The sequence below is a fragment of the Ramlibacter monticola genome (genome assembly GCF_016722785.1).
GTDB classification, from domain to species: Bacteria; Pseudomonadota; Gammaproteobacteria; order Burkholderiales; family Burkholderiaceae_C; genus Ramlibacter; species Ramlibacter monticola.
Window position 1 is genome coordinate 954,250 of the sequence record NZ_JAEQNE010000002.1, and the last position, 26,049, is coordinate 980,298.

Below are 26,049 nucleotides of genomic sequence, written 5' to 3' on the forward strand. Positions count from 1 at the left end.
AGCCGCTCATTATAGGTAGAAACCACGACTCGACTCCAGCCCCCGGGACATCAGCGCCCCGTAAGGGGGGCATGGCTGATGGCGCCGCGCCACAATCGGCCTCCCGAAGCCCGAGGATCCCCGCATGCGCAACCTGTTGCTCTTCCTGCACGTCGCCGGAGCCATCTTCTGGATGGGCGGGATGGCCTTCACGGTGATCGCCCTGCGCCCCGCCCTGCACGCGCAGTTGGAGCCGCCGGTGCGGCTGCCGCTGGTCGTGCTGGTGCTGCGGCGCTTCTTCGTCGTGGTGATCGCGAGCATCGCGCTGCTGCTCGCCACCGGAGTGCCCCTGCTGCTGCAGGTGCCGGGCGCGATGGCGCCGCGCGGCTGGCATGCGATGGCCGGGCTCGGCGTGCTGATGATGCTGATCTTCGGCCACATCTTCTTCTCGCCGTGGCGCAAGCTGCAGCGCGCGGTGGAACTGGGCGACTGGCCCGACGGCGGCCGGCGCATGCAGCTGATCACGCTGCTGGTGAAGATCAATCTCGGGCTGGGATGGGTCGCGATCGCGGCCGTGCTGCTATGGCACTGAAGCGCGCCGCGCTGGCGCTGGCCGTGGCCGGCCTGCTGTGGGCCGCGGCGGCGCAGGCGCGCCACGGCGAGGACGCGGCGCGGCCGCACCACGTCGCCGGCGGCTTTCGCAACGTGACCGGCGCGCAGGTCGCGAAGCCTTTCTCGTGGCTGGTGCGCTGGCGCGTCGACCAGTGGCGCGAGGGCCTGCCGCAGGCGCCGCGCCAGCCCACGCCCGTGACGCTGCCGCAGCTGCAGCTGCTGAAGGCCAACACCGAGCCGGTGCGGCGCATCGCGGTGCAGGGCGCGCGGCCGCCGGTGCCCTCGGCGACCTGGATCGGCCACGCCACCGTGCTGGTGCAAAGCGGGGGCCTCAACATCCTCACCGACCCGGTGTTCAGCGAGCGCGCCTCGCCCGTCACGTTCTTCGGCCCGAAGCGGGCGCAGCCGCCGGGCATCGCGCTGGCCGACCTGCCGCCCATCGACGTGGTCGTCGTCTCGCATAACCACTACGACCATCTCGACCGCCTGAGCGCGGTGCAGCTGAACGAGCGCTCCGGCGGCCGCACGCTGTTCCTCGTGCCGCTGGGCCTCAAGGACTTCCTCGCGCGCCAGGGCATCGCCAACGTGGTCGAGCTGGACTGGTGGGACGCGTACCGCCACGAAGGCGTGGAATTCCGGCTGGTGCCGGTCCAGCACTGGTCGGCGCGCGGGCTACACGACCGGTACGACACGCTGTGGGGAGGCTGGGCCGTGTTCGCACCCGACCTGCGCTGGTATTTCTCGGGCGACGCGGGCTACAGCGGGCACTTCGCCGAAACGCGCGAGCGCCTCGCCGTGCAGGCGCGCGAGGGCACGCTGTTCGACCTCGCCCTGCTCGCCATCGGCGCCTACGAGCCGCGCTGGTTCATGCGCGAGCAGCACATGAACCCGGCCGAGGCCGTGCGGGCGCACCAGGAGCTGGGCGCGCGCCGCAGCCTGGGCATCCACTGGGGCACCTTCACGCTCACGGACGAGGCGCTGGACCAGCCGCCGGTCGACCTGGCCGCGGCCCGCCAGGCGCAGGGCCTGGCGGCCGGGGACTTCTTCGTGCTGCCGATCGGCGGGACCTGGTGGGCGGGCACGCCGCCCGCCGCCGGCGCGAAGCAGTGACAATCACGCCATGAGCGAAGCGATCCCTGCCCTGCCCTGCTGGCTCGACGGCGAGATGAGCAACATCCGCGACGCCAAGGTGAGCGTCCTCGACCGCGGCTTCATCTTCGGCGACGGCATCTACGAAGTCGTGCCGGCCTACGAAGGCCGCCCATTCCGGTTCGACGAGCACATGGCGCGGCTGGAGCGCAGCCTCGCCGAGCTGCGCATCCGCAACCCGATGGACCGCGCCGGCTGGCGCGCGCTGGTCGACCGGCTGGTCGCCGCCTATGCGCAGCACGTGGGCAAGCCGGTCGCGGAGACCAACCAGCTGGTCTACCTGCAGGTGACCCGCGGCATCGCCATGCGCGACCACGCCATGCCGCCGGACATCGCGCCGACGGTCTTCGGCATGGTCAACCGCCTGTACATCTACACGCCGGAGGAGCGCGCCCGCGGAGTGGACTGCTACACCGCCGACGACTTCCGCTGGAAGAAGGCGCACATCAAGAGCACCAGCCTGGTCGGCGCCGTGCTTTCGCGCCAGATCAGCGCCGACCAGGGCGGCAACGAAACCATCATGTTCCGCGACGGCTGGCTGAGCGAAGCCTCCTCGTCGAACGTCTGGGTGGTGAAGGACGGCGTCGTGCTGGGACCACCGAAGGACAACCTGGTGCTGGAAGGCATCCGCTACGGCGTGCTGGAGGAGATCTGCATGCGCCAGGGCATCCCCTTCGAGCTGCGCCCGGTCGCCCGCGAGGAGGTGTTCGAGGCCGACGAGATCCTGCTGTCCTCGGCCACCAAGGAGGTGCTGCCCTGCACCCGGCTGGACGGCCAGCCGGTTGGAAACGGCAGGCCCGGCCCCATCTACCTGAAGTTGTTCGAAGGCTACCAGCACGCCAAGAAGGCTTCTTCCTGAATGTCCGCAACCATCACCCCGCCCCCGTCCCAGCCGGATCCGCGCAAGGATTCGCTGATCGAGTACCCCTCGCGCTTTCCCATCAAGGTGATGGGCATGAAGGTGGACGGCTTCGTCCACGCCATCACCACCCTGGCGCGCGAGTTCGACCCCACCTTCGACGCGTCGACGGTGGAACTGCGTGACAGCCGGGAAGGCAAGTACCTGGGCATCACCATCACCATCACCGCCACCAGCCGGCAGCAGCTCGACGACCTGTACCGGGCCCTGACCGCGCACCCGATGGTCAAGGTCGTCCTCTGATGCAGGTGAAGGTACTCGGGCAGGTGGAGTACCTGCCCACGTACCGGGCCATGCAGGCCTTCACCGAAGGCCGGGGCCCGGACACCCCCGACGAGATGTGGATCTGCGAGCACCCGCCCGTGTTCACGCAGGGCCTCGCCGGCAAGGCCGACCACGTGCTGGAGCCGGGCGCGATCCCGGTGGTGTCCACCAACCGGGGCGGGCAGGTCACCTACCACGGCCCCGGCCAGGTGGTCGCCTACCCGTTGATCGACCTCCAGCGGGCCGGCTACTTCGTCAAGGAATACGTCTACCGGCTGGAGGAGGCGGTGATCCGTACCCTGGCCGACTACGGCGTGACCGGCCACCGGGTGGCCGGCGCCCCCGGGATCTACGTGCGGCTGGCCGACCCCGGTTCCCACCACGCCCTGACCGGCCCGCAGCCGGGCGCAAATCCCTTCGCCGGACTGGGGAAAATCGCCGCCCTCGGCATCAAGGTCAGCCGCCACGCCACCTACCACGGGCTGGCTTTCAACGTGGGAATGGACCTGGAGCCCTTCCGCCGGATCAATCCATGTGGTTATCCGGGGCTGGAAACGGTCGACCTTTCTACAATAGGGGTTTTCACCCACTGGAACGAGGCGGCTGCCCGGCTGGGCCACAAGCTGCAGTCGCTGCTCGCCCCCTGACTCCCAAGGACCCCATGAGCTCCAGCAACGTCGTGCGCGAGGCGCAATCCGTCGAGACCTACGAAGCCACGGCCAAGCAGAAGGCCGCGGCCAAGCTGTCGCGGATCCCGGTGAAGGTGGAGCAGGGCGAGATCCTCAAGAAGCCGGACTGGATCCGCGTGAAGGCCGGCTCGGTCAACAGCCGCTTCTACGAGATCAAGCAGATCCTGCGCGACCAGGGCCTGCACACCGTGTGCGAGGAAGCCTCCTGCCCCAACATCGGCGAGTGCTTCGGCCACGGCACGGCCACCTTCATGATCATGGGCGACAAGTGCACCCGCCGCTGCCCCTTCTGCGACGTGGGCCACGGCCGCCCGGACCCGCTGGACGCGGCCGAGCCCGGCAAGCTGGCGCAGACCATCGCGGCCATGAAGCTCAAGTACGTGGTGATCACCAGCGTGGACCGCGACGACCTGCGCGACGGCGGCGCCGGCCACTTCGTGGAGTGCATCCGCAAGACCCGCGAGCTGTCCCCGGCCACGCGCATCGAGGTCCTGGTGCCCGACTTCCGCGGCCGCGACGACCGCGCGCTCGAAATCCTGAAGGCCGCGCCGCCGGACGTGATGAACCACAACCTCGAGACGATCCCGCGCCTGTACAAGGAAGCGCGGCCGGGCTCGGACTACCGGTTCAGCCTCAACCTGCTGAAGAAGTTCAAGGCGCAGTTCCCGCACATCCCGACCAAGAGCGGCCTGATGGTGGGCCTGGGCGAGACGGACGAGGAGATCCTCGAAGTCATGCGCGACATGCGCGAGCACGACATCGAGATGCTCACCATCGGCCAGTACCTCGCGCCGACCACCTCCCACCTGCCGGTGCGCCGCTACGTCCACCCCGACACCTTCAAGATGTTCGAGCAGAAGGCGAAGGAGATGGGCTTCACCCACGCGGCCGTCGGCGCGCTGGTGCGCAGCTCCTACCACGCGGACCAGCAGGCCCACGCGGCCGGCGTCGGCGCCTGAAGATACCCGCGGCCGCCCCGGGGCGGAGCCGGATGGAATAAAACGCGCGTTCGCAGCGTTCTTTCTTCCGCCCCCATTCGTCCCGGAGAGCACCGCATGCAAGAAGAACAAGACCGCCCGGCCTCCAGCAGCCGGCGCGACTTCCTCAAGATCGCCGGCACCCTGCCGCTGGCCGCCGCGCCCGGCCTGGCGCAGCCCCAGGCCGCGGCGCCGCCGGCGCGCGTGCCCGGCATCGAGGCCGCCGACCGCGTGTTCATCACCAACGAGGACTCGAACACGGTGGTGGTGATCGACCCGGCCACCAACAAGGTCGAGAGCACGATCAACCTCACCAGCTTCGACGAGGACCCGCGGCCGCCCTTCCGCTACGTGACCGCCGGCGTGGCGCCCAGCCATGCGGCGATGATCCACAAGCCGCTGTACCACGGCTGCATCGACGCCCACGGCGCAGTGCCCTCGCCCGATGGCCGCCTGCTCGCGACCAGCGGGCGCGGCTCCAGCAACATCTACCTGATCGACGCGGCGCAGAAGCGCGTGATCGGCAACACGCCCAATCCCGCGGCCGGCGCCACCACCAACGCGGAGCGCATCAGCACCGGCATCCTGGTGGGGCGCGAGCCGCACGAGCCCACCTTCTCGCGCAACGGCAAGGAGCTGTGGGTGACGGTCCGCGGCGAGGACCGCATCGCCGTCCTGGACGTCGAAGCCACCCTCCGGTCCCTGCGGGGCGATGCGTCGGCGCAGGCGATCCGCATGTCCATCGGCACCCTCCCCGGGCCGGCGCAGGTCTGGTTCAACCGGGAGAACACGACCGCCTTCGTGGCCAGCCAGAAGGTGGCGCGGGTCGACGTGTTCGACCTGCGCATGGACGCGGGCGGCTTCACCCTGCCGCAGCGGCGCGTGACGCTCGACATCTCCGAGCAGGACCGCCCCGGCTTCACGCCCTTCCTGAAGACCAGCCCCGACGGCGTCGAGGTGTGGTTCTCGCACAAGCTCGCGGACACGGTGTCGTGCCGCTCCACCCGGCCGGACTTCCAGCTGCTCGACGCGGTGCCGCTCGGCGCCAACGCGCGGCCCAACCACGTGGAGTTCGTCGAGAACGCGCGCGGCAAGGTGCTGTACGCGAGCCTCGCCCGGGTCGACGACAACGGGCCGGGCGGCGTCGCCTCGAGCCAGATCGCCATCATCGACCGCGCCGCCGCCGCGGGATCGCGCAAGGTGGTCGGCACCTTCTTCACGCACGGGCGCGAGGCGCACGGCCTGTGGACCAACCCCGAGAACACCCTGCTGTACGTGGCGCACGAACAGGACGAACTGCCCGGCACGCCCGGCGCGGGGCAGACCGTGTGCAGCGCCTTCGACGTGCGCGATCCGCTGCGGCCGGTTTTCGTGGCCCAGATCCCGCTCGGGTCGGTCGCCTTGCCTTCGGGCGAGTTGCGCAACAAGAAGAGCATCAACCTGGTGTACGTGCGGGTCGGCGCGCGGGGGCAGACGGGATGAGTTTCGCGGGCGAGATGGACGACGCGATGGCCCGCATGATGGCCGGCATGCATGCGCCCGCGGCGAGCGGCGACGCGGACATCGATTTCCTGGCGATGATGATCCCGCACCACGCGGGCGCGGTGGACATGGCGCGCGCGGTGCTGCGCCACGGGCGGGACGCCGCCACGCGCCGGCTGGCGGAGGACATCATCGCGGGGCAGACGATCGAGATCGAGGGCATGCAGCGGAGGCTGGCGGCCTTGCGGAGTCCGGGGCGCGAACCCGAGTACCCGGCCCTCGGAGGCACGCGCGGCCCCTGACGGACGGGTTAAAGTCCGCCCCCATGTCCCCCCAGCTCTACGCCCTGGGCGCCATCGCGCTCTGGGCCTCCCTGGCCGCGCTCGGCGTCACGCTGCGCCACGTGCCGCCTTTCCTGCTCACCGGCCTCGCGCTGGTGATCGGCAGCGTGCCGGCCTGGCCGCTGGTGAGGCAGTGGCGGGTGCCGCCGCGCACGTTGGCCCTGGGCATCTACGGCCTGTTCGCCTACCACTTCCTGCTGTTCATCGCGCTGCGCATCGCCCCGCCGGTGGAGGCCAACCTGGTGAACTACCTCTGGCCGCTGCTGATCGTGCTGCTGGCGCCCGTGCTGCTGCGCGAGGTGCGGCTGAAGCTGGCGCACGTGCTCGCCGGCCTGGCCGGATTCGCCGGCGCGGCGGTCGCGATCCTGGGCGGCGGCGGAACCAGCGGGGCCTGGTCCTGGGGCTACCTGCCTGCCCTGGGTGCGGCCTTCATCTGGTCCAGCTATTCGCTCTGGACGCGCCGCGTCGACACCTTCCCGACGGCGGCGGTGGGACTGTTCGGCCTCGTCTCCGGCCTGCTCTCGCTCGCCTGCCACGCGCTGCTGGAACCGCCGGCGCAGCTGTCGACGCGCGACCTGGCCCTGATCGCCGTGATGGGCCTCGGCCCGCTGGGCGCGGCCTTCTTCCTCTGGGACAAGGCGCTGAAGACGGGCGACGCGCGCCACATCGGCATCCTGAGCTACCTCACGCCGCTCGCCTCCACGACGCTGCTGGTGCTGGTGACGGGCCGCTCCTTCAGCCCCAGCATCGTCGCGGCCGCGGCGCTGATCATCGGGGCGGCAGTATTGGGGACGCGGGCGCGCTAGCATCGGGTCCGGGCGACGGCATCGTTGCCAAGGAGCCGCATCCATGACCGATCTGGCCCTGCCCGAAGCGGGCGACTCGCTGCGCGCCGACACCCTCGGTGTCCGCCGCTTTCGACAGATCCTGCTGTGGCCGCTGCAGCTCATGCCGCAGGCCGAAGGCGTCCAGATCCAGCGGCACTGGGAACGCATGGGCGACGGTGGGGAAGGGAATCCCTGGCGCGAAGTCGCCGACGAATTCGCCGGCGATGCGCAGGAGTTCCGGGAACGGCACTACGCCGAATTCGTCAACTTCCTTCCCTACGTGCAGCGCGTCCTCTACGGCACCGGCAAGGGCATCACGGATCGCGCGGACGGCGCCGGCGTGGACTCCGCCCTGCGCGTCTTCCGCCGCACCGACGTGCGCGGGGTGCGGATCACCCTGGAGCGGCGCAGCGCCCCCGTGGAACTGGGCGTCGCCCATGTGGACCTGTATTTCTTCTTCGACCTGGACGTGGTGATCCCGGTCGTCGAGATCGTCGGCGCGGACCTGGACCTCGCCACGGCGCAGGACATCCTGTTCCGCTTCGGGCGCGCCTACCCGCCCTCCTGGGAAGCCGACGGCCGGGGCGCCCACTGTCCCTGGCTGGTGGAGTGGCTCGGCGCGGACGGGGACGTCCTCGCGAGGTCCGACTACGAAGCGCGCGCGAAGTACCTGGACTTCGTCCGCGAGCACCGGACGCCCACCGTCGCGGCGCACTGGGAATGGCTGCTCCGGCCGATGGTGCAACACCATTCGAACGAGCTCGGGACCGTGCGCTACCGGCAGCTCGAGTACCACCGGCTGCCCACCATGGCGTATCTCGCGCTGGACGACATCGATGCCCTGACGCGGGCCGACTGGGTCCGGCTGGGCCTGGTCGCACCCCCGGGCGATTCGGGCGTGCTGCCGTATTCGGAGCAGCACCTGGCGGACTTCGAGCAGCGCCATTGCTTCGACCGCTACTTCGAACCGGGTTGCGGCAAGCGCTGGATGAACACCCGGCTGATGTGCAGCGGCCACTCCTTCGTCATGGTCGGCCGCGGCACGGAAGAGCGATTCGTCGACGTGGAAAGCGGCCTGCAAGGCCAGTTCCGCCACCAGTACTTCCTCGTGTTCCTGCTGACCCACGTGCAGAAGGCCGCCTTGCTCATGCTCTCCGACCGGCTGGTCGTGGCGCTGTCGCACCTGGACATCCAGCGGGTCGAGACCATCCGGCATTTCAAGCGGGACATCCGCCAGACGCTGGAGATCTTCCTGCGCTTCAACCATCGCTACTGGTTCCACGAGATCTCCAACCAGGTGCAGTTGCGCGACCTGTACCGGATGCTGACCAGCCACCTGGGCTCCGGCGTCCTCTTCGAGGAGGTGCGGGACGAGGTCAAGGACATGGGCCAGTACCTCGAGAGCGACACCCTGCGACGCCAGGCCAACACGGTGGTGCGGCTGACGGTCGTCACGATGTTCGGGCTGATCGGCACCGTGCTCACCGGCGTCTTCGGGATGAACCTGTTCGACTTCCCGGGCATTCCCTGGCTCGTGCAGGTGCTGCTGTTCGCGCTGGTGGCCGTGGCGGTGACGGCGCTGCTGTTCTACACGCTGGCGAAGTCGAAGGCGCTGGCGGACTTCCTCGACGCCGTGTCCGACACCCGGCTGCCCGTGCGGGCGAAGTTCAAGGCGTTCTTCGACGTCTGGACGCGGCCGTGAACCGACCGCGTCAGGCGCCCAGCGCCTGCGCCGGGTCCTCGGAATCGACCACCTCGCGCGCCCAGGTCTCCAGCCGGCTCGCGTCGGCGCGCAGCACCTCCTGCTTCACCGCCAGGATCTGCGCCGGGTGCATCGAGAAGCTGCGCAGGCCCAGCCCGAGCAGCAGGCGCGTGAACTGGATGTCGCCGGCCATCTCGCCGCACACGCTCACGCCCTTGTTCTGCCGCCGGCATTCCGCGATGGTGTCCGCCACCAGCCGCAGCACCGCCGGGTGGCAGGGGTCGTACAGGTGCGCCACGGACTCGTCGGAGCGGTCGATCGCCAGCGTGTACTGGATCAGGTCGTTGGTGCCGATCGACAGGAAATCGAAGTACTTGAGGAAGGTCCGCAGCGACAGCGCCGCCGCCGGGATCTCGATCATCGCGCCGACCTCCGCCGGCCCGTAGGCGACGCCGCGGTTGTCCAGCTCGGCGCGCGCGAAGTCGATCAGCGACAGCGTCTGCCGGATCTCGCTGGCGTGCGCGATCATGGGGATCAGCAGCCTGATCTTGCCGAAGGCCGCGGCGCGCAGGATCGCGCGGATCTGCGTGCGGAACATCTCCGGCTCCGACAGGCTCCAGCGGATCGCGCGCAGCCCCAGGGCGGGATTGACGTGCGCCTCGTCGCGGCGCGCGTCGTCGAGCGGCTTGTCGGCGCCGACGTCCAGCGTGCGGATCGTCACCGGCAGGCCCTGCATGCCCTCGACCGCGCGCTTGTAGGCCTGGAACTGCTCCTCCTCGTCGGGCATGTCGCCGCCGCGGCCCATGAACAGGAACTCGCTGCGGAACAGCCCGACGCCCACCGCGCCGGCCTTCAGCGCCGCGGCGGCGTCCTCGGGCAGCTCGATGTTGGCGACCAGTTCGATCTTCTGGCCATCCAGCGTGACGGCCGGCGTGTGCCGCAGGCGATTGAGCCGGCTGCGTTCCAGTTCCCCCTGGCGCTGCTTGAAGCCGTATTCGGCCAGGATGATCGGCGACGGGTCGACGATCGTCACGCCGGTGTCGCCGTCGATGATGACCCAGTCGTCCTGCCGCACCAGCTGGCTGGCGCTTCGCGCGCCCACCACCGCGGGGATGTCGAGGCTGCGCGCCACGATCGCCGTGTGCGAGGTCTTGCCGCCGACATCCGTCACGAAGCCGGCGAACACGCTCTGCTTGAACTGCAGCATGTCGGCGGGCGAGAGGTCGTGCGCGACCAGCACCAGGGGCACGTCCACGCTTTCGTCCAGCAGCAGGTCCTGCTGCGTCTTGCGGCGCGGCGCCACCGGCTGCGTGACCGGCGAGGAGATGCCCTTCATGTAGCGCAGGATGCGCTCGGCCACCTGTTCGAGGTCGGCCTTGCGCTCGCGCAGGTAGTCGTCCTCCATGTCGTCGAACTGGCGCGACAGCACCTCGAGCTGGGTGGTCAGCGCCCATTCGGCGTTGTAGAGGCGGTCGGTGATCCAGTGCTTCACGCCCTCGATCAGCTCCTCGTCCTGCAGCAGCATCAGGTGCACGTCCAGCAGGGCCGAGAGCTCGTGCGGCGCCTCCTTGGGGCCGAGGGCGGCGATGGTCTGCTGCAGCCGGTGGATCTCGTCGACCACCTGGTTGCGGCCGACGCGGATGCGCTCGATCTCGGCCTCGACCTGGTCCGGCTGGATGAAGTAGTGGACGACGTCGGCGCGCCCGGAGCCGGTCACGACCGCGCGGCCGATGGCGATGCCCCGGGCGACCGCGATGCCGTGGATGGAAAAGGTCACTCGCCCTCTCCGAACCGGTCGGCGATGAGGGCCAGCAGGGCGTCCATCGCCTCCTGCTCCTTGGCGCCGTCGGTCTCGATCGTGATCTCGGTGCCGAGGCCGGCGGCCAGCATCATCACACCCATGATGCTCTTGCCGTTGACGCGGCGCTCGGCGCGGCTGACCCAGACCTCGCAGGGGAAGCTGCCTGCCAGCTTGGTGAGCTTGGCCGAGGCGCGGGCATGCAGGCCGAGCTTATTGCTGATGGTCGTGGTGGTCTTGATCATGGTTCCGTCGGGGCTGGTTCTGCGGCGCCGTGATGGCCACCTGCATCACGCCCTGGGTGCCGCCGATCACCGCGCGCGACACCAGGGTCTCCAGCGGTTCGTGGCGATAGCTCACGCTGCGCAGCAGCATCGGCAGGTTCACGCCCGTGATCAGGCGCGAGCCGACGCCGTCCACCAGCTTCTGCGCGACGTTGCTGGGCGTGGCGCCGAAGATGTCGGTCAGCACCAGCACCCCCTGCACGCCGCCGGCGCCGGTCAGCTGCTGCATCGCGACGCGCGCCGCGGCGAGCGTTTCCTCGGGGGACAGGTTCGGCTGCACGTCGATCGCCGTCACCGCCGCGCCGCAGTCCGGGAAGACGTGCAGCGCGCACTGCCGCAGGGCATTGGCCAGCGGCGCGTGGGCGATGAGCAGGATGGCGTTCATGGGCTCTGTGGCCGATTATGGCTTTTGCTCCACAGGAACCACGCGTAAGACAGCATGCAGCAGGCCAGGAAGATGGAGAAGGCGAAGCGAAATGCCGACACTTCGCCGGCGCCGAGGGCCGCGAACAGGTCCACCAGCAGCCCGATGCCCCACTGGAGGACGAACACCCCGAGGAAGATCACCAGGTTGAAGGCGGACAGGGCCCGGCCGGCCAGGGCTGCCGGAAAGGCCATCCCGACCGCCGGCTGCGCCAGCGAGACGAAGGTGGCGGTGACGCAATAGACCGCCAGCATCCCGGCGCCGGCGGCGGGGCCGGCGCCGATCAGGGCCGCCGTGGCCAGGAAGTGCCAGGGTACGCCCCAGGCGATGAGCCGGTCCGCATGCAGCCCGCGGCGCTGCAGCCAGGGCGTGAACCAGCCCCAGGCCCAGAATGTCGCCAGCATGGCGAGGTTGATGGTGAACAGCCCGCCGGCGGAGGCGACCGGGTCGTAGCCGGCCACGCGCACCATCCAGGGGCCGGCCCACAGGGTCTGGACGGCGATCAGCCCGCCGTAGACGAAGAAACCGATCGGCGCCATCTGGCGGAAATAGGGGTGGCGCCAGACCTCGCGGTAGCTGGGCCGTGGGGCGCCTGTGGGGGTGGCGGCCTGCCACCCCGGCACCACCAGCGCGATGACCAGCATGGACACCCCCAGCAGCACGGCCAGCCACCAGAACAAGGGCCGCCAGCCTGCCACCGGCAGCAGCCACTGCACCGGCAGGGTGGAGGCGAGCATGCCCAGCGAGCCGGTCATCAGCATCCAGGAATTGGCGCGCAACTGGGTCGGCGGCGTGAACCAATGGCGGTACCCGGTGAGCGGCGCCATCAGGCAGGCCCCCAGCCCGGCGCCGCAGAGCACGCGCGCCGCCAGCAGGGCCTGGAAACTCGTGGCCAGGGCGAAGGCGACGCAGCCCAGCACCGCCAGCACCATGAAGCCCAGCAGCACTTTTTTCGGCCCGTGGCGGTCCAGCCAGCTGCCCAGCGGCAGCTGCAGGGCCGAAAAGCCGAGGAAATAGCCGCCGGCCAGCAGGCCCAGGTCGCGCGCATGGAGCTGGAACTCCTGCGTCAGCGTCGGCGACAGCGTGGCGGTGACCGCCCGCAGCAGCGCCGAGAAGAAGTAGGTGAAGGCGAACGCGAGGAACACGGCCACCACCTGGCGGCCCGCGAGCAGGGACATGGAATGTTTCTTCGGGGGACGGCGGCGGCCTCTGGCGGACCGCTGGACGCATTATCGGTTTCCCGATAATGCGCGCATGAATGCTCTCGATGGAATCCGCGTGCTCGACCTGTCGCGCGTGCTGGCCGGCCCGTGGTGCACCCAGACCCTGGCGGACCTGGGCGCCGACGTGATCAAGATCGAACGGCCCGGCACGGGCGACGACACCCGTGCCTGGGGGCCGCCGTTCCTGAAGGACCGCGCCGGCCAGGACACGCACGAAGCCGCCTACTACCTCGGCACCAACCGCAACAAGCGCTCCGTCACCTGCGACATCGCGCAGCCCGACGGCCAGGCGCTGATCCGCGAACTCGCGCGGCACTGCCATGTCTTCGTGGAGAACTTCAAGGTCGGCGACATGGCGCGCTACGGCCTCGACTACGAATCGCTGAAGGCGGTGAACCCCGGCCTCGTGTACTGCAGCGTGACGGGCTTCGGCCAGACCGGCCCCTACCGCGAGCGCGCCGGCTACGACTATGCGATCCAGGGCATGGGCGGCCTCATGAGCATCACCGGCGAGCGCGACGACCTCGGCGGCGGTCCGCAGAAGGTGGGCGTGGCCGTGGCCGACCTGTTCACGGGCATGTATGCCACCGTGGGCATCCTGGCGGCGGTGCGCCACGCCGAGCGCACCGGCGAGGGCCAGCACCTGGACATGGCCCTGCTCGACACGCAGGTCGCGATGCTGGCCAACCTGGGGGCGAACTACCTGGTGAGCGGCAAGGTGCCCGGCCGCGCCGGCAACGCGCACCAGAACATCGTGCCCTACCAGGTGTTCGAGGTCGCGCCGGCGGACGACGGCCACAAGGACCACATCATCCTGGCGGTGGGCAACGACGGCCAGTACGCCAAGTTCTGCCAGGTGGCGGGCCGGCCCGAGCTCGCCAGCGACCCGCGCTTCGCCAGGAACCAGGACCGCGTGCGCAACCGCGCCGTGCTGGTGCCGATGCTGGAGGAAGTGTTGAAGACGCGCCGCAAGGCCGACTGGCTGGCGGCGCTGGAGGCGGCCAAGGTGCCCTGCGGCGCAATCAACAGCATCGGCGAGGTGTTCGCCGACCCGCAGGTGCGCGAGCGCGGCATGGTGCATGAGTGGGAGCATCCATTGTCCGGGGCGCTGAACCTCGTCGGCAGCCCGCTCAAGCTCAGTGGCACCCCGGTGCGCACCGATCTGCCGCCGCCGCTGCTGGGCCAGCACACCGAGCAGGTGCTCGCGAGCGTGCTGGGCTGGGACGAGGAACGGATCCGCGCGCTGCGCGCCAGTGAGGTGATCTGATGGCGAACTTCGTCCTCGTGCACGGCGCCTGGCATGGCGCCTGGGCCTGGCGGCGGGTGGTCGATGCGCTGCACGCGCAGGGGCACCGCGCGCTGGCCGTGACGCTCACGGGCGTCGGCGAGCGGGCGCACCTGATGTCGTCGCTGATCACGCTGGAGACGCACATCGACGATGTCGCCAACACCATCGAGGCCGAGGAACTGCAGGACGTGGTGCTGGCCGTTCACTCCTATGCCGGAATGATCGGCACGGCGATCGCCGACCGCATGCCCGGACGCCTGAAGCACCTGGTCTACGTCGATGCGGTGGTGCCGAAGCCGGGCGAGAGCTGGAGCAGCACGCACGCCAGCGCCACGCGCGAGGCGCGGCTGGCGGCGGCCAAGGCGTCGCCGGAGTTCAGCTTCCCGCCGCCGGATCCGTCCGTGTTCGGCCTCGCGGCCGAAGACCACGCCTGGGTGCAGCGCCGGCAGACGCCGCACCCCGGCCACACCTACCAGGCGCCGCTGCAGTTCGACCCCCGGCGCGTGGCGTCCGTGCCCCGCACCTTCATCGACTGCGTGCAGCCGCGGCTGGGGACGATCGACTCGATCCGGCCGCGCGTACGCGACGCGAGCTTCTGGGAGGGCGAGTGGCAGCGCGGCGGCGGTGCCCGGGTGCGGGAGCTGGCGACCGGGCACGACCCCATGGTCAGCGCGCCGGGCGAACTGGTGCGCCTGCTGGTCGATTGCGCCTGATCCGGGCGCGGGCTTCCGGCCTGGGAGAGAATCGCGGCATGGGCAAGCAGTGGATCCTCGGGACGGCGGCGGTGGTCATCGCGGCCGCGGGCGCTTTCTTCGTCGTGGGCGGCTCGCAGGCCGCGCCGCAGACCACCTTCGTACTGCTGGATGGCTCGAAGGAGACCACGGCGGGACTGAAGGGCAAGGTCGCCCTGGTGAACTTCTGGGCCACCAGCTGCGTGACCTGCGTGGCGGAGATGCCGAAGATGGTCTCCACCTACGACAAGTACCACGCGAAGGGCTACGAGCACATCGGCGTGGCCATGAGCTACGACCCGCCCAGCTACGTGGTGAACTACGCCGAGACGCGCAAGCTGCCGTTCAAGGTGGCCATCGACAACACCGGCGCGGTGGCCCAGGCCTGGGGCGAGGTGCGCCTGACGCCCACCAGCTACCTGGTGAACAGGAAGGGCGAGATCGTGAAGCGCTATGTCGGCGAGCCGGACTTCGCCGAACTGCATCGCCTGATCGAGAAACTGCTGGCGGAGTCCTGAACGGCACCCCCGCGCAGTCGGGGGCCGGAGATGCAAAAGCGGCCATCGGCCGCTTTTGTTCTGGATGCCCTGGATTCCCGCCTGCGCGGGAATGACGGGGGTGGGTTTACTGGTTGCGGAAGTTGTCGTGGCAGCCCTTGCACGCCTTGGCGGTTTCGCCGAACTGCGCCTTCAGGGTGTCGAGGTTGTTGGCCTTGGCCACGGTCGCCAGCTTGGGCGCTTCGGCCTGCAGCTTCTCCGACGCTTCCTTGAACTTGGCCGGCTCGGCATAGATCTCCGGCTTCGCCTTGGTCTGCGTGATCTTGTCGGTACTGGGATGGAAGCCGGGCCACGGCAGCTTCGCCATGTCGGCCACGACCTCCGCGCTGGCCGCGGCGGCGGCGGCGTCGTACGGGGCCTTGCCGTTGACCATCGCGCCGATGCGGCCGAAGTGCTGGCCCATGATGAACATGGCGCTCTGGCGGTACTTGACGGCGTCTTCCGGTTTCGCGAACTGGGCCGAAGCCGGTGCGGCGAGGGTGACGGCCGCGGCCGCGAGGGCCAGGGAGGCTACAACTTTCATCGATTCTTCTCCGGTGGGTAAAGTGGCGGGTGCCACAGCGGATGACCAGGGCCCGTGAAAAAAGTTCGGTCGGGAACTCGCCATCGCGGGAATTTACTAATACGTCGGGCCCGGGCCATCGGGCCTTACGCCAATAACAGGAAGATCGATGTCTTACCGCGTCCGCGTCTGGGACCTTCCCACGCGTTTATTCCATTGGTTACTTGCGATGTGCGTGGTGGGGCTCGTCGCGACGGGCAAGGTGGGCGGCGAGGCCCTCGAGTGGCACGCGAGGCTCGGCTATACCGTGCTGGGCCTGCTGCTGTTCCGGCTGGTGTGGGGCTTCATCGGCGGACTCTGGTCGCGCTTCCGCTCCTTCCTCTATGCGCCGACCCATGTCATGGCCTACCTGGTCGGCCGCGCGCATCCCGACCACCTCGTGGGACACACCCCGCTCGGGGCCGCTTCGGTCTTCGCGATGCTGCTGGCGCTGCTCGCGCAGGCGGGCACCGGCCTGTTCACCGACGATGAAGTGGCCTTCACCGGGCCGCTCAATCGCTTCGTGTCCAGCGCGCGGGGGCTGGCGCTCACCTCCTACCACCGCAAGGTGGGCCAGTGGCTGGTGATCGGGTTGGTGCTGCTTCACATCGCGGCGATCGCGTTCTACGTGCGCCGGAGGCGGCAGGTGCTGGTGCGGCCCATGATCACCGGCGACAAGGAGCTCGCGCACGCGGCACCCTCGGCGCGCGACGACTTCGGCTCGCGCACGGTGGCCGTCGCCGTGGCGCTGGCCTGCGCCGGGCTGGTCACGTGGATCGTCAAGCTGGGGTAGGCCGGTTTAAGCTCGGCCGTGTCGGGTCGCTAAAATCCGGCGTCCATGGACTTCCCTCCCGGATCTTGGACACAGCCCCTTTACCGGTCATCGAACTGACCACTCCCGCGGGGCGCGAACTGGACGAGGTGCGCGCCGTCATCCGCGAGTACGCCGAGGGCCTCGGAGTCGACCTCTGCTTCCAGAGCCTCGATGAGGAACTCGCCGGCCTGCCCGGCGAGTACGCACCACCGCGCGGTGCGCTGTTCATCGCGCGCGTGGACGGCGAAGTCGCCGGCTGCTGCGCGCTGCGCCCGCTGGACAACGCCGACTATCCCGACGCGGCGGAGATGAAGCGCCTGTACGTGCGCAAGCCCTTCCGCGGTTTCGGCCTGGGCCGCCAGCTGGCCGAAGCGGCGATGGATGCCGCGCGCCAAGCGGGCTATGCCTGCGTGCTGCTGGACACGCTGGACGACATGGAGGCCGCGCGCGCCCTCTACGACGACCTCGGCTTCGAGGACATCCCGCCCTACTATCACAACCCCATCCCGGGGGCGCACTACCTCAAGGCGGACCTCTGGGTGACGGCCCCGGCGCCTTTGAGCAGCCGGGGGTGATTCACGCCCTCCCCTGCGGGGGAGGGAAGAAGGCTCAGCCGCGCACCTGCGACAGAAGCGTCCCCGCGTCGCTCACCTCGAACTTGCCCGGCCCCTCGACGTTCAGGCTGGCCACCTTGCCATCCTTGACGACCATCGAATAGCGCTGGCTGCGCACGCCCATGCCGCGGGCGGTGAGGTCCAGCGTCAGGCCGGTCGCCTTCGCGAAGTCGCCGCTGCCGTCGGCCAGCATGCGCACCTTGCCGCCGCTCTTCTGGTCGCGGGCCCAGGCGCCCATCACGAAGGCGTCGTTCACGCTCAGGCACCAGATCTCGTCGACGCCGGCCTTCTTCAGCTCGTCGAACTTCTCGACGTAGCCGGGCACGTGCTTGGCGGAGCAGGTGGGCGTGAACGCGCCAGGCAGCGCGAACAGCGCGATGGTCTTGCCCTTGGCCACGTCGCGCACCTTCACGGGATTGGGGCCGATCGAGCAGCCGTTGCCCTCGACTTCCGAATATTCCTGCAGGGTGACGTCAGGGAGTTGGTCGCCGACCTGGATCATGTGCTTCTCCTCGAGAAAAAATGCCGGACAAAAGAAAACGGCCCACGATTGTGGGCCGTTTCCGTATTGCCTGCAGCGCAGCGAGGCTTTAGACCTCGATGGCCTTCTCCACCAGACGGGTCGCGACCCAGTTCTTGGTCTTGGAGATCGGACGGCTTTCCTGGATCTCGATCACGTCGCCAGTGTGGAACTGGCCGGCTTCGTCGTGCGCGTGGTACTTGCTCGACTTGATCACGATCTTGCCGTACAGCGGGTGCTTCACGCGGCGTTCGACCAGCACGGTCACGGTCTTGGCGCGCTTGTCGCTCACCACCTTGCCGACGAGAGTGCGCTTGAGGGAGGGCTTGGCTTCCGTCATGTTCACTCCTTGGACTTGGCGGATTCCGCACGCTTCTGGGCCAGGATGGTCTTGGCGCGAGCGATGTCACGGCGCGTGGAACGCAGCGTGGCGGTGTTGTTGAGCTGTTGAGTGGCCTTCTGCATGCGCAGGCCGAAATGGGCCTTCTGCAGGGACTTCACTTCGGCTTCCAGGCCGGCGGCGTCCTTGGTGCGGAGATCCTTGGCTTTCACGGTCATGGTTCTCTCCTCCTCAGGCGCCGATCATGCGGGAAACGAACGTGGTGCGCAGCGGCAGCTTGGCGGCGGCCAGCTTGAACGCTTCGCGCGCGAGTTCCTCGGGCACGCCGACGATCTCGAACACGATCTTGCCCGGCTGGATCTCGGCCACGTAGTACTCCGGGTTGCCCTTGCCGTTGCCCATGCGGACTTCGGCGGGCTTCTGGGAGATCGGCTTGTCCGGGAACACGCGGATCCAGATGCGGCCGCCACGCTTCACGTGACGGGAGATCGCGCGACGCGCGGCCTCGATCTGGCGGGCGGTCAGGCGGCCGCGGTCGGTGCACTTCAGGCCGAAGTCACCGAACGCCACGGAATTGCCGGTGGTGGCAATGCCCGTGTTGCGGCCTTTTTGCTCTTTGCGGTATTTGCGGCGAGCAGGTTGCAGCATTTCTTCTCTCCTTTACCGTCGGATCAGCGCTTGCTGCCCGGCGCGGGAACGCGCTTAACGGTAGATTTCGGCGCTTCCGCGCCTGCGGTTGCTTCAGCGGGCTTGTCGCCACCTTCGGCGGGAGCGACGTTGGTCGCACCGGCGTCGCGGCGGGGGCCACGGCCGGGGCCGCCACGGCGGTCGCCGCCGGGGCCGCCACGGCGGTCGCCGTCACGGCGCGGGCCGCGCGGGCCACGGCGCTCTTCGCCTTCGGGACGCGGCGTGGAGTCGAGCGACGGCAGGTCGGTGCGACCCAGCGTGTCACCCTTGTAGACCCACACCTTGACGCCGATGACGCCGTAGGTGGTCTTGGCTTCGGAGAAGCCGTAGTCGATGTCGGCGCGCAGCGTGTGCAGCGGCACGCGGCCTTCGCGGTACCACTCGGTGCGGGCGATCTCGATGCCGTTCAGGCGGCCCGACGACATGATCTTGATGCCCTGGGCGCCGAGGCGCATGGCGTTCTGCATCGCGCGCTTCATCGCGCGGCGGAACATGATGCGCTTCTCGAGCTGCTGGGTGATCGAGTCGGCGATCAGTTGGGCATCGACTTCGGGCTTGCGCACTTCCTCGATGTTCACCGCGACCGGCACGCCCAGGCGGGTGGCGAGTTCCTTCTTCAGGTTCTCGATGTCCTCGCCCTTCTTGCCGATCACCACGCCGGGACGGGCGGAGTAGATCGTGATGCGGGCGTTCTTGGCCGGACGCTCGATCAGCACGCGGGAGACCGCGGCGTTCTTCAGCTTCGTCTTCAGGTAGTCGCGGACCTTGATGTCCTCGCCCAGCATGCCGGCGAAGTCACGGTTGTTCGCGTACCAGCGGGAATTCCAGCTGCGGGTGACGGCCAGGCGGAAGCCGGTCGGATGGATCTTCTGTCCCATAGTTCTTCCTGCCTTAGTTGCCCACGGTCACGTACACGTGGCACGTGCCCTTGCTGATGCGGTTGCCGCGGCCCTTGGCGCGCGCGGTGAATCGCTTCAGCGTCGTGCCCTGTTCCACGTAGATGCTCTTCACGCTCAGCTCGTCGATGTCGACGCCGTCGTTGTGCTCGGCGTTCGCGATCGCGGACTCCAGCACCTTCTTGACGATGACGGCACCCTTCTTCTGGGTGAAGTTCAGGATGTTCAGCGCCTGGTCCACCTTCTTGCCGCGGATCAGGTCGGCCACGAGGCGGCCCTTGTCGACGGACAGGCGCACGCCGCGGAGGATCGCTTTGGTTTCAGCCATGGTTCATCCTCACTTCTTCTGGACTTTCTTGTCCGCGGGGTGACCCTTGAAGGTGCGCGTCAGGGCGAATTCGCCCAGCTTGTGGCCCACCATCTGGTCGGTGATGTAGACCGGCACGTGCTGCTTGCCGTTGTGCACGGCGATGGTCAGCCCGATGAAATCGGGCAGGATCATCGAGCGGCGCGACCAGGTCTTGATCGGCTTCTTGTCCTTGATGGCGGTGGCCTTCTCGACCTTGGCCACCAGGTGGTGGTCCACGAACGGACCCTTCTTGAGAGAACGCGTCATGTTGCGGACCCCTTACTTCTTGCGGCGCGAGACGATGAACGTCTGCGTGCGCTTGTTGTTGCGAGTACGGTAACCCTTGGTCAGGTTGCCCCACGGGTCGACAGGGTGGCGGCCCTCGCCGGTCTTGCCCTCGCCGCCGCCGTGCGGGTGGTCGATCGGGTTCATCACCACGCCGCGGACGGTCGGGCGGATGCCCATGTGGCGCTTGACGCCGGCCTTGCCGAGCTGGCGCAGGCTGTGCTCTTCGTTCGCGACTTCGCCGATGGTGGCGCGGCACTCGATGTGGATCTTGCGGACCTCACCGGAGCGCATGCGGACCTGGGCGTAGGTGCCTTCGCGGGCCAGCAGCGTGGCCGACGTGCCGGCCGAACGCGCGATCTGCGCGCCCTTGCCGGGCTGCAGCTCGATGCAGTGGATCGTGGAACCCACCGGGATGTTGCGGATCGGCAGCGTGTTGCCGGCGCGGATCGGCGCCTCGGAACCGGACACCACCGTGGAGCCCACTTCCAGGCCGCGCGGGGCGATCACGTAGCGGCGCTCGCCGTCGGCGTACACCACCAGGGCGATGTGGGCCGAGCGGTTCGGGTCGTACTCGATGCGCTCCACCTTCGCCGGGATGCCGTCCTTGTTGCGGACGAAATCGACCACGCGGTAGTGGTGCTTGTGGCCGCCGCCCTTGTGGCGGGTCGTGATGTGGCCGTTGTTGTTGCGGCCGGCCTTCTGGATCTGCGGCTCCAGCAGCGGGGCGTACGGGGCGCCCTTGTGCAGGTGGTCGCGCGAGATCTTCACCATGCCCCGGTTGCCGGGGGAGGTGGGTTTGATCTTGATGACTGCCATGATTAAGCGGCCTCCCCGGAGAAGTTCAGCTCCTGGCCGGGCATCAGCGACACATACGCCTTGCGGATGTTGTCGCGGCGGCCCTGCGAGCGGCCGAAGCGCTTCTGCTTGCCCTTGATGTTGGCGACCGAGACGCCCTTCACCTGCACGTTGAACATCAGTTCCACGGCGGCCTTGATCTCGGGCTTGGTCGCATCCTGCAGGACCTTGAAGGTCACCGCGTTGGTCTTGTCGGCCACCATGGTCGCCTTCTCCGAGATGATCGGAGCGACGAGCACCTGCATCAGGCGGCCTTCGTCAAACTTTTTGGGAGCGGCGCTCATGCGAACATCTCCTTGAGCTTGTCGATCGCGCCCTTGGTGACGAGCACTTTCTTGTAATGGACAAGCGACACCGGGTCGGCGTAGCGGGGCTCGACGATGTACACGTGCGGCAGGTTGCGCGACGCGAGGTACAGGTTCTCGTCGATCTGGTCGGCGATCACCATCACCGACTCCAGGTTCATGGCCTTGAACTTGGCGGCCAGCTGCTTGGTCTTGGGGCTGTCGACCTTCAGGGAGTCGACGACCGCCAGGCGACCGTCACGGGCCAGCTGGGAGAAGATGGAGGCCATGCCGGCGCGGTACATCTTCTTGTTGATCTTCTGGGTGAAGTTCTCGTCCGGGCTGTTCGGGAAGATCCGGCCGCCCCCACGCCACAGCGGGGAGGACGTCATGCCGGCGCGGGCGCGGCCCGTGCCCTTCTGGCGGAACGGCTTCTTGGTCGAGTGCTTGACCTGCTCGCGGTCCTTCTGGGCGCGCGTGCCCTGGCGGGCGTTGGCCTGGAAGGCGACGACGATCTGGTGAACCAGCGCTTCGTTGTATTCGCGGCCGAACACGGTTTCAGGGGCGTCGAACTTCGACGCGGCCTGGCCCTGCTCGTTCAGGAGTTCGAGTTGCATTTACTTCTTCCCCTTCTCGGCAGCGGGAGCGACCGGCTTCGGCTGGCCCTTGGCGGCCAGGCGGACGGTCACGAAGCCGTTCTTCGCGCCCGGGACGGCACCCTTGACCATCAGCAGGCCGCGGGTCTCGTCGACGCGGATCACGTCGAGGTTCTGCACGGTGGTCGTCACGTCGCCCAGGTGGCCGGACATCTTCTTGCCCGGGAACACGCGGCCCGGATCCTGCGCCATCGAGATGGAGCCGGGGACGTTGTGCGAACGGGAGTTACCGTGGGAGGCGCGCTGCGAACTGAAGTTGTGGCGCTTGATCGTGCCGGTGAAGCCCTTGCCGATGGACACGCCCTGCACGTCGACCAGCTGGCCGGCGGAGAAGACGGCCTGCACAGGGACCTGCGCGCCGGCGGCGTACTTGCCGGCGGTGTCGGCGTCGACGCGGAATTCACGGATGATCTCACCGGCTTCGACACCCGCCTTGGCGAGGTGGCCGGCGATCGGCTTGGTCACGCGCGAGGTCCTGCGCGAGCCGTACGTGACCTGGAGGGCCACGTAGCCGTCGTTGTCCTGGTTCTTGACCTGGGTCACGCGGTTGTTGGACACGTCCAGCACCGTGACGGGAACGGCGTCCCCGTCATCGGTGAACAGGCGCATCATGCCCACCTTGCGGCCCAGCAACCCGAGGCTGCTCAGACTCATGTTGTTACTCCGTTGCTCTCGCCGCGGCCGCTGCAATTGGCTGCCGCGTTTGGGATGCGAGAGAGGGTTGATGAATAGCTTCGCCCACCTTTGGCAAGCGAAGCCAAGCAGTATAGCATGGCTGCAACGGGGCTGCCAGCCCCCCAGCCCGCGTGCCGGGAAGACTCAGGCGTAGGCGGCTCGCATGGTGAGCGCCGGCTCTTCCGCCGGGCGCCCCAGCGCGAGGCAGGTGGCGAACAGCAGTTCGTAGGCGGGCGACATCGAGAGCGGCTCGACCAGGCTCCAGGCCGTCAGCACCACCAGGCCGAAGTAAACGCCCGCCCAGACGTCGGACGTCTGCGCGCGCGCGCACGCGGTGCGCAGCACCAGCGCGTAATAGGCGATGCACAGTCCGATGCCGACCAGGCCAAACAGGGCACCGATCCAGAGCACCGCGTTGTGCGGATTCCAGAACACGCTGTAATCGTGGGCAGCCATGATGAAGGAACGCGGCTGTCCGATCAGCGGGCTGTCCATCAGCACGCGCGCCCCGCTCTGCCAGTAGGAGATCCGCGCCGAAATGGAGGCGAGCGGGGGGTAACGGGCGATCATGTCCCCCGCGGCCACCAGGAGGAACAAGCCGCAAACCACCACGACCAGGGTGCCCAGGCCAAGTTTCGCGCCCCCGGACGGCTTGCGCCCCATCAACCACAGCAGGGCGGCAAGCGCCAGGAACCCGAATCCGAACCGCGACAAGGTCCCGCAGGTCAGCAGTACGAACACGGCCGCGAGCAGGAAGCGGCGCGTGAACAGGCAAACCGTGAAGCAGAACACCAGGAAGGCCGCTATGTAATTCGAGAAACCGAGCGCATTGCGGGCACGGCTCTTCACGCCATACATCTGCATGGACGCGCTGTCGGTTGGGGGAGCGAACTCGGCAGTCACGTCGGGCTGGATTCTCGGCACCGACGCGCGTTGACCCCCACCGCCGGCGCGCGGCGAGGTTCCGGTCCCTTCGCCCGTGCGCGGCGAGACGGCAGCGTCCGGGGCGGGTTGCGGCACGGTCCTGCCGTACTTCTTCAGGTGGTCCGCGTAGGTGCCCTTGCCGACGAGGAACTGGCTTCGCACGAGGTAGGTGTCGTCCCCGGCGAACAGGAACATTCCACACATGACGAGGCCGGTGATCAAGCCTCCGCCGATGATTCCTTTGCGAAGGAGGTCATCCGGAATCCCCTTCCCGCCAAGGACCACGAGAGCAAGGACGGCGTATGCGACCGGCAGGTACGCGACCATGTCGGCCTTGCCGTTCGGGGGCTGACCGGTCAAGGCCTGCACTCCCACGACGACCCCGAGCCCACCGAGCAGCAGGAGGGGCACCACGAGCCTTCCGGCGGGGCGCCTGATGCCCCCGAGCAGGAGGCATCCCAGCAGGAAGAACACGCCCAGGGGAAGCGTCACGCCGACGAACACGTCGCCGTAGAAGATAGCGGCCACGAAGCACGTCACCAGAATGCCGGCCCACCTCGATTTCCGCGCTTCAATGCCCGTCATGAAGAAATTCCCCCTGGATCCGCACGCATGGATTGCCTTGGTGCGGCAACTGCCTCGCGGGCGATCATAAGCGCTCTCATTGCCGGTCCGAATGGTGAGAGGAGTGATGCGCGCCTCACCCTGGCCGTGCCCCAAAAGGAAAAGCCGCCCGAGGGCGGCCTTTCCGGCAGGGCGGCAGGTTTACTGCAGCTTGATTTCCACGTCCACGCCCGCGGGCAGGTCCAGCTTCATCAGGGCGTCGACCGTCTTGTCGGTCGGGTCGACGATGTCCATCAGGCGCTGGTGCGTGCGGATCTCGAACTGGTCGCGGCTCGACTTGTTGACGTGCGGCGAACGCAGGATGTCGAAGCGCTTCATGCGCGTCGGCAGGGGCACGGGGCCCTTGACGATGGCGCCGGTGCGCTTGGCGGTGTCGACGATCTCGGCGGCGGACTGGTCGATCAGCTTGTAATCGAAGGCCTTGAGGCGGATGCGGATCTTCTGCTGGGCCATCTCGATTACTCCATGATCTTGGCGACGACGCCGGCGCCGACGGTCTTGCCGCCTTCGCGGATGGCGAAGCGCAGGCCTTCTTCCATGGCGATCGGGGCGATCAGCTTGACCGTGATCGTCACGTTGTCGCCGGGCATGACCATTTCCTTGTCCTTCGGCAGCTCGATGGAGCCGGTCACGTCGGTCGTGCGGAAGTAGAACTGCGGGCGGTAGTTGTTGAAGAACGGCGTGTGGCGGCCGCCCTCGTCCTTGCTCAGCACGTACACCTCGGCGGTGAAGTGCGTGTGCGGCTTGATGGAGCCGGGCTTGCACAGCACCTGGCCGCGCTCGACTTCTTCGCGCTTGGTGCCGCGCAGCAGGATACCGACGTTGTCGCCGGCCTGGCCCTGGTCCAGCAGCTTGCGGAACATTTCCACGCCGGTGCAGGTGGTCTTCTGCGTGGTCTTGATGCCCACGATCTCGATTTCCTCGCCGACCTTGATCACGCCGCGCTCGATACGGCCGGTGACCACGGTGCCGCGGCCGGAGATGGAGAACACGTCTTCCACGGGCATCAGGAAGGTGCCGTCGATGGCGCGCTCGGGCGTCGGGATGTAGCTATCCAGCGCATCGGCCAGCTTCATGATGGCCTGCTCGCCCAGCTCGCCCTTGTCGCCTTCGAGCGCCAGCTTGGCCGAGCCCTTGATGATCGGGGTGTCGTCGCCGGGGAAGTCGTACTTGGACAGCAGCTCGCGCACTTCCATCTCGACCAGTTCCAGCAGTTCGGCGTCGTCCACCATGTCGGCCTTGTTCAGGAAGACGATGATGTAGGGCACGCCCACCTGGCGGCTCAGCAGGATGTGCTCGCGCGTCTGGGGCATCGGGCCGTCGGCGGCCGACACGACCAGGATCGCACCGTCCATCTGGGCGGCACCGGTGATCATGTTCTTCACGTAGTCGGCGTGGCCGGGGCAGTCGACGTGCGCGTAGTGGCGCGCCTTGGTCTCGTACTCGACGTGGGCGGTGTTGATCGTGATGCCGCGGGCCTTTTCTTCGGGAGCCGCGTCGATCTGGTCGTACGCCTTGGCTTCACCGCCGAACTTGGCAGAGAGAACCGTGGTGATCGCCGCGGTCAGGGTCGTCTTGCCGTGGTCGACGTGACCGATCGTGCCGACGTTGACGTGCGGCTTGGTCCGCTCGAACTTGCCTTTTGCCATTGAAAAATCTCCAGAAAGAGCTATGCCCGTGTGAGGGTTTTACGTCTGCATCCCGCTGCTCGTTCTCTCGCCACGGGCAACGAGAGG

General features: G+C 68.3%; 34 protein-coding genes. 15 read left to right on the top strand and 19 right to left on the bottom strand.

Features of this window, described 5'->3' with window-relative positions; all coding sequences use genetic code 11:
- Window positions 1–124: 124 nt before the first annotated feature.
- From JJ685_RS12460 to JJ685_RS12505, 10 genes are all read left to right on the top strand, one after another.
- The gene (locus JJ685_RS12460) at window positions 125–571 is read left to right on the top strand and encodes a CopD family protein (RefSeq protein WP_201674536.1); all 447 of its coding nucleotides are present in this window, start codon (window positions 125–127) and stop codon (window positions 569–571) included.
- Window positions 562–1,701 (top strand): MBL fold metallo-hydrolase, encoded by a 1,140-nt coding sequence (locus JJ685_RS12465; RefSeq protein WP_201674537.1) that lies wholly within the window; start codon window positions 562–564, stop codon window positions 1,699–1,701. Before JJ685_RS12460 ends, JJ685_RS12465 begins: the two co-directional genes overlap by 10 nt.
- Window positions 1,702–1,711: 10 nt before the next feature.
- Entirely contained in the window at window positions 1,712–2,599 is an 888-nt protein-coding gene (locus JJ685_RS12470; RefSeq protein ID WP_201674538.1) for a D-amino acid aminotransferase, read from the top strand.
- The gene (locus JJ685_RS12475) at window positions 2,600–2,902 is read left to right on the top strand and encodes a YbeD family protein (RefSeq protein ID WP_201674539.1); all 303 of its coding nucleotides are present in this window, start codon (window positions 2,600–2,602) and stop codon (window positions 2,900–2,902) included.
- Complete coding sequence (gene lipB / locus JJ685_RS12480; protein ID WP_201674540.1) at window positions 2,902–3,570, top strand: lipoyl(octanoyl) transferase LipB; 669 nt, start codon at window positions 2,902–2,904, stop codon at window positions 3,568–3,570. The genes JJ685_RS12475 and lipB overlap by 1 nt, the downstream gene beginning before the upstream one ends.
- Before the next feature lie 14 nt (window positions 3,571–3,584).
- Complete coding sequence (gene lipA / locus JJ685_RS12485; protein WP_201674541.1) at window positions 3,585–4,571, top strand: lipoyl synthase; 987 nt, start codon at window positions 3,585–3,587, stop codon at window positions 4,569–4,571.
- 96 nt (window positions 4,572–4,667) lie between these two features.
- Window positions 4,668–6,071: a YncE family protein gene (locus JJ685_RS12490; protein ID WP_201674542.1), complete on the top strand. Its 1,404-nt coding sequence runs from the start codon at window positions 4,668–4,670 to the stop codon at window positions 6,069–6,071.
- Window positions 6,068–6,373 carry a DUF305 domain-containing protein gene (locus JJ685_RS12495; RefSeq protein WP_201674543.1) on the top strand — a complete coding sequence of 102 codons (306 nt, stop codon included), beginning with the start codon at window positions 6,068–6,070 and terminating at the stop codon, window positions 6,371–6,373. The genes JJ685_RS12490 and JJ685_RS12495 overlap by 4 nt, the downstream gene beginning before the upstream one ends.
- A gap of 23 nt (window positions 6,374–6,396) precedes the next feature.
- On the top strand, window positions 6,397–7,218 hold the full coding sequence (locus tag JJ685_RS12500) for a DMT family transporter (protein ID WP_201674544.1): 822 nt from the start codon (window positions 6,397–6,399) through the stop codon (window positions 7,216–7,218).
- 43 nt (window positions 7,219–7,261) lie between these two features.
- Window positions 7,262–8,941 carry a CorA family divalent cation transporter gene (locus JJ685_RS12505; protein ID WP_201674545.1) on the top strand — a complete coding sequence of 560 codons (1,680 nt, stop codon included), beginning with the start codon at window positions 7,262–7,264 and terminating at the stop codon, window positions 8,939–8,941.
- Between the two features lie 10 nt (window positions 8,942–8,951).
- On the opposite strand, the gene ptsP is transcribed toward JJ685_RS12505, so the two are convergent.
- From ptsP to JJ685_RS12525, 4 genes are read right to left on the bottom strand one after another with little or no spacing between them, the layout of a single operon-like run.
- On the bottom strand, window positions 8,952–10,718 hold the full coding sequence (ptsP, locus tag JJ685_RS12510) for a phosphoenolpyruvate--protein phosphotransferase (RefSeq protein ID WP_201674546.1): 1,767 nt from the start codon (window positions 10,716–10,718) through the stop codon (window positions 8,952–8,954).
- Window positions 10,715–10,984 (bottom strand): HPr family phosphocarrier protein, encoded by a 270-nt coding sequence (locus JJ685_RS12515; protein ID WP_201674547.1) that lies wholly within the window; start codon window positions 10,982–10,984, stop codon window positions 10,715–10,717. Before JJ685_RS12515 ends, ptsP begins: the two co-directional genes overlap by 4 nt.
- Window positions 10,953–11,408 (bottom strand): PTS sugar transporter subunit IIA, encoded by a 456-nt coding sequence (locus JJ685_RS12520; RefSeq protein WP_201674548.1) that lies wholly within the window; start codon window positions 11,406–11,408, stop codon window positions 10,953–10,955. The genes JJ685_RS12515 and JJ685_RS12520 overlap by 32 nt, the downstream gene beginning before the upstream one ends.
- Window positions 11,405–12,625: an MFS transporter gene (locus JJ685_RS12525; RefSeq protein ID WP_201674549.1), complete on the bottom strand. Its 1,221-nt coding sequence runs from the start codon at window positions 12,623–12,625 to the stop codon at window positions 11,405–11,407. The genes JJ685_RS12520 and JJ685_RS12525 overlap by 4 nt, the downstream gene beginning before the upstream one ends.
- A 76-nt stretch (window positions 12,626–12,701) precedes the next feature.
- On the opposite strand from JJ685_RS12525, the gene JJ685_RS12530 reads away from it, so the two are divergent.
- The 3 genes from JJ685_RS12530 to JJ685_RS12540 are packed head-to-tail and all read left to right on the top strand — an operon-like array spanning window position 12,702 to window position 15,207.
- Complete coding sequence (locus JJ685_RS12530) at window positions 12,702–13,937, top strand: CaiB/BaiF CoA transferase family protein (RefSeq protein ID WP_201674550.1); 1,236 nt, start codon at window positions 12,702–12,704, stop codon at window positions 13,935–13,937.
- Window positions 13,937–14,671, top strand: coding sequence for an alpha/beta fold hydrolase (locus JJ685_RS12535; protein WP_201674551.1), 735 nt, complete (start codon window positions 13,937–13,939; stop codon window positions 14,669–14,671). Before JJ685_RS12530 ends, JJ685_RS12535 begins: the two co-directional genes overlap by 1 nt.
- A 38-nt stretch (window positions 14,672–14,709) precedes the next feature.
- The gene (locus JJ685_RS12540) at window positions 14,710–15,207 is read left to right on the top strand and encodes a TlpA family protein disulfide reductase (protein ID WP_201674552.1); all 498 of its coding nucleotides are present in this window, start codon (window positions 14,710–14,712) and stop codon (window positions 15,205–15,207) included.
- A 106-nt stretch (window positions 15,208–15,313) separates the two neighbouring features.
- Here the strand turns inward: JJ685_RS12540 and JJ685_RS12545 are convergent, their stop codons facing one another.
- Window positions 15,314–15,769, bottom strand: coding sequence for a c-type cytochrome (locus JJ685_RS12545; RefSeq protein WP_201674553.1), 456 nt, complete (start codon window positions 15,767–15,769; stop codon window positions 15,314–15,316).
- 148 nt (window positions 15,770–15,917) lie between these two features.
- Here JJ685_RS12545 and JJ685_RS12550 point away from each other — a divergent pair, with 148 nt between their 5' ends.
- Entirely contained in the window at window positions 15,918–16,580 is a 663-nt protein-coding gene (locus tag JJ685_RS12550) for a cytochrome b/b6 domain-containing protein (protein ID WP_201674554.1), read from the top strand.
- Window positions 16,581–16,645: 65 nt separating this feature from the next.
- Window positions 16,646–17,176 carry a GNAT family N-acetyltransferase gene (locus JJ685_RS12555; protein ID WP_201674555.1) on the top strand — a complete coding sequence of 177 codons (531 nt, stop codon included), beginning with the start codon at window positions 16,646–16,648 and terminating at the stop codon, window positions 17,174–17,176.
- 34 nt (window positions 17,177–17,210) lie between these two features.
- Here JJ685_RS12555 and JJ685_RS12560 read toward each other — a convergent pair whose 3' ends face one another.
- The 14 genes from JJ685_RS12560 to tuf all read right to left on the bottom strand — a co-directional run bounded on the left by JJ685_RS12560 (window position 17,211) and on the right by tuf (window position 25,962).
- Window positions 17,211–17,717: a peroxiredoxin gene (locus tag JJ685_RS12560; protein WP_201674556.1), complete on the bottom strand. Its 507-nt coding sequence runs from the start codon at window positions 17,715–17,717 to the stop codon at window positions 17,211–17,213.
- An 88-nt stretch (window positions 17,718–17,805) separates the two neighbouring features.
- Window positions 17,806–18,075, bottom strand: coding sequence for a 30S ribosomal protein S17 (gene rpsQ, locus JJ685_RS12565; RefSeq protein ID WP_201674557.1), 270 nt, complete (start codon window positions 18,073–18,075; stop codon window positions 17,806–17,808).
- A 2-nt stretch (window positions 18,076–18,077) separates the two neighbouring features.
- On the bottom strand, window positions 18,078–18,293 hold the full coding sequence (gene rpmC / locus JJ685_RS12570) for a 50S ribosomal protein L29 (RefSeq protein ID WP_201674558.1): 216 nt from the start codon (window positions 18,291–18,293) through the stop codon (window positions 18,078–18,080).
- Window positions 18,294–18,306: 13 nt separating this feature from the next.
- The gene (rplP, locus tag JJ685_RS12575) at window positions 18,307–18,723 is read right to left on the bottom strand and encodes a 50S ribosomal protein L16 (RefSeq protein ID WP_201674559.1); all 417 of its coding nucleotides are present in this window, start codon (window positions 18,721–18,723) and stop codon (window positions 18,307–18,309) included.
- 23 nt (window positions 18,724–18,746) lie between these two features.
- Window positions 18,747–19,640, bottom strand: coding sequence for a 30S ribosomal protein S3 (rpsC, locus tag JJ685_RS12580; protein ID WP_201674560.1), 894 nt, complete (start codon window positions 19,638–19,640; stop codon window positions 18,747–18,749).
- Window positions 19,641–19,653: 13 nt separating this feature from the next.
- Window positions 19,654–19,986, bottom strand: a complete 333-nt coding sequence (gene rplV / locus JJ685_RS12585) for a 50S ribosomal protein L22 (RefSeq protein ID WP_201674561.1) — start codon at window positions 19,984–19,986, stop codon at window positions 19,654–19,656.
- A 9-nt stretch (window positions 19,987–19,995) separates the two neighbouring features.
- Window positions 19,996–20,274 (bottom strand): 30S ribosomal protein S19, encoded by a 279-nt coding sequence (gene rpsS / locus JJ685_RS12590; RefSeq protein ID WP_201674562.1) that lies wholly within the window; start codon window positions 20,272–20,274, stop codon window positions 19,996–19,998.
- Between the two features lie 12 nt (window positions 20,275–20,286).
- Entirely contained in the window at window positions 20,287–21,111 is an 825-nt protein-coding gene (gene rplB, locus JJ685_RS12595) for a 50S ribosomal protein L2 (protein ID WP_201674563.1), read from the bottom strand.
- 2 nt (window positions 21,112–21,113) lie between these two features.
- Window positions 21,114–21,434 carry a 50S ribosomal protein L23 gene (gene rplW / locus JJ685_RS12600; RefSeq protein WP_201674564.1) on the bottom strand — a complete coding sequence of 107 codons (321 nt, stop codon included), beginning with the start codon at window positions 21,432–21,434 and terminating at the stop codon, window positions 21,114–21,116.
- Complete coding sequence (gene rplD / locus JJ685_RS12605; RefSeq protein WP_201674565.1) at window positions 21,431–22,051, bottom strand: 50S ribosomal protein L4; 621 nt, start codon at window positions 22,049–22,051, stop codon at window positions 21,431–21,433. Before rplD ends, rplW begins: the two co-directional genes overlap by 4 nt.
- Window positions 22,052–22,744 (bottom strand): 50S ribosomal protein L3, encoded by a 693-nt coding sequence (rplC, locus tag JJ685_RS12610; RefSeq protein WP_201674566.1) that lies wholly within the window; start codon window positions 22,742–22,744, stop codon window positions 22,052–22,054.
- A 165-nt stretch (window positions 22,745–22,909) separates the two neighbouring features.
- A complete protein-coding gene (locus JJ685_RS12615) occupies window positions 22,910–24,274 on the bottom strand; it encodes an O-antigen ligase family protein (protein WP_201674567.1) in 1,365 nt (454 codons plus the stop codon).
- 180 nt (window positions 24,275–24,454) lie between these two features.
- Complete coding sequence (gene rpsJ, locus JJ685_RS12620; protein ID WP_145895499.1) at window positions 24,455–24,766, bottom strand: 30S ribosomal protein S10; 312 nt, start codon at window positions 24,764–24,766, stop codon at window positions 24,455–24,457.
- A gap of 5 nt (window positions 24,767–24,771) precedes the next feature.
- A complete protein-coding gene (gene tuf / locus JJ685_RS12625; protein WP_201674568.1) occupies window positions 24,772–25,962 on the bottom strand; it encodes an elongation factor Tu in 1,191 nt (396 codons plus the stop codon).
- Window positions 25,963–26,049 lie beyond the last annotated feature (87 nt).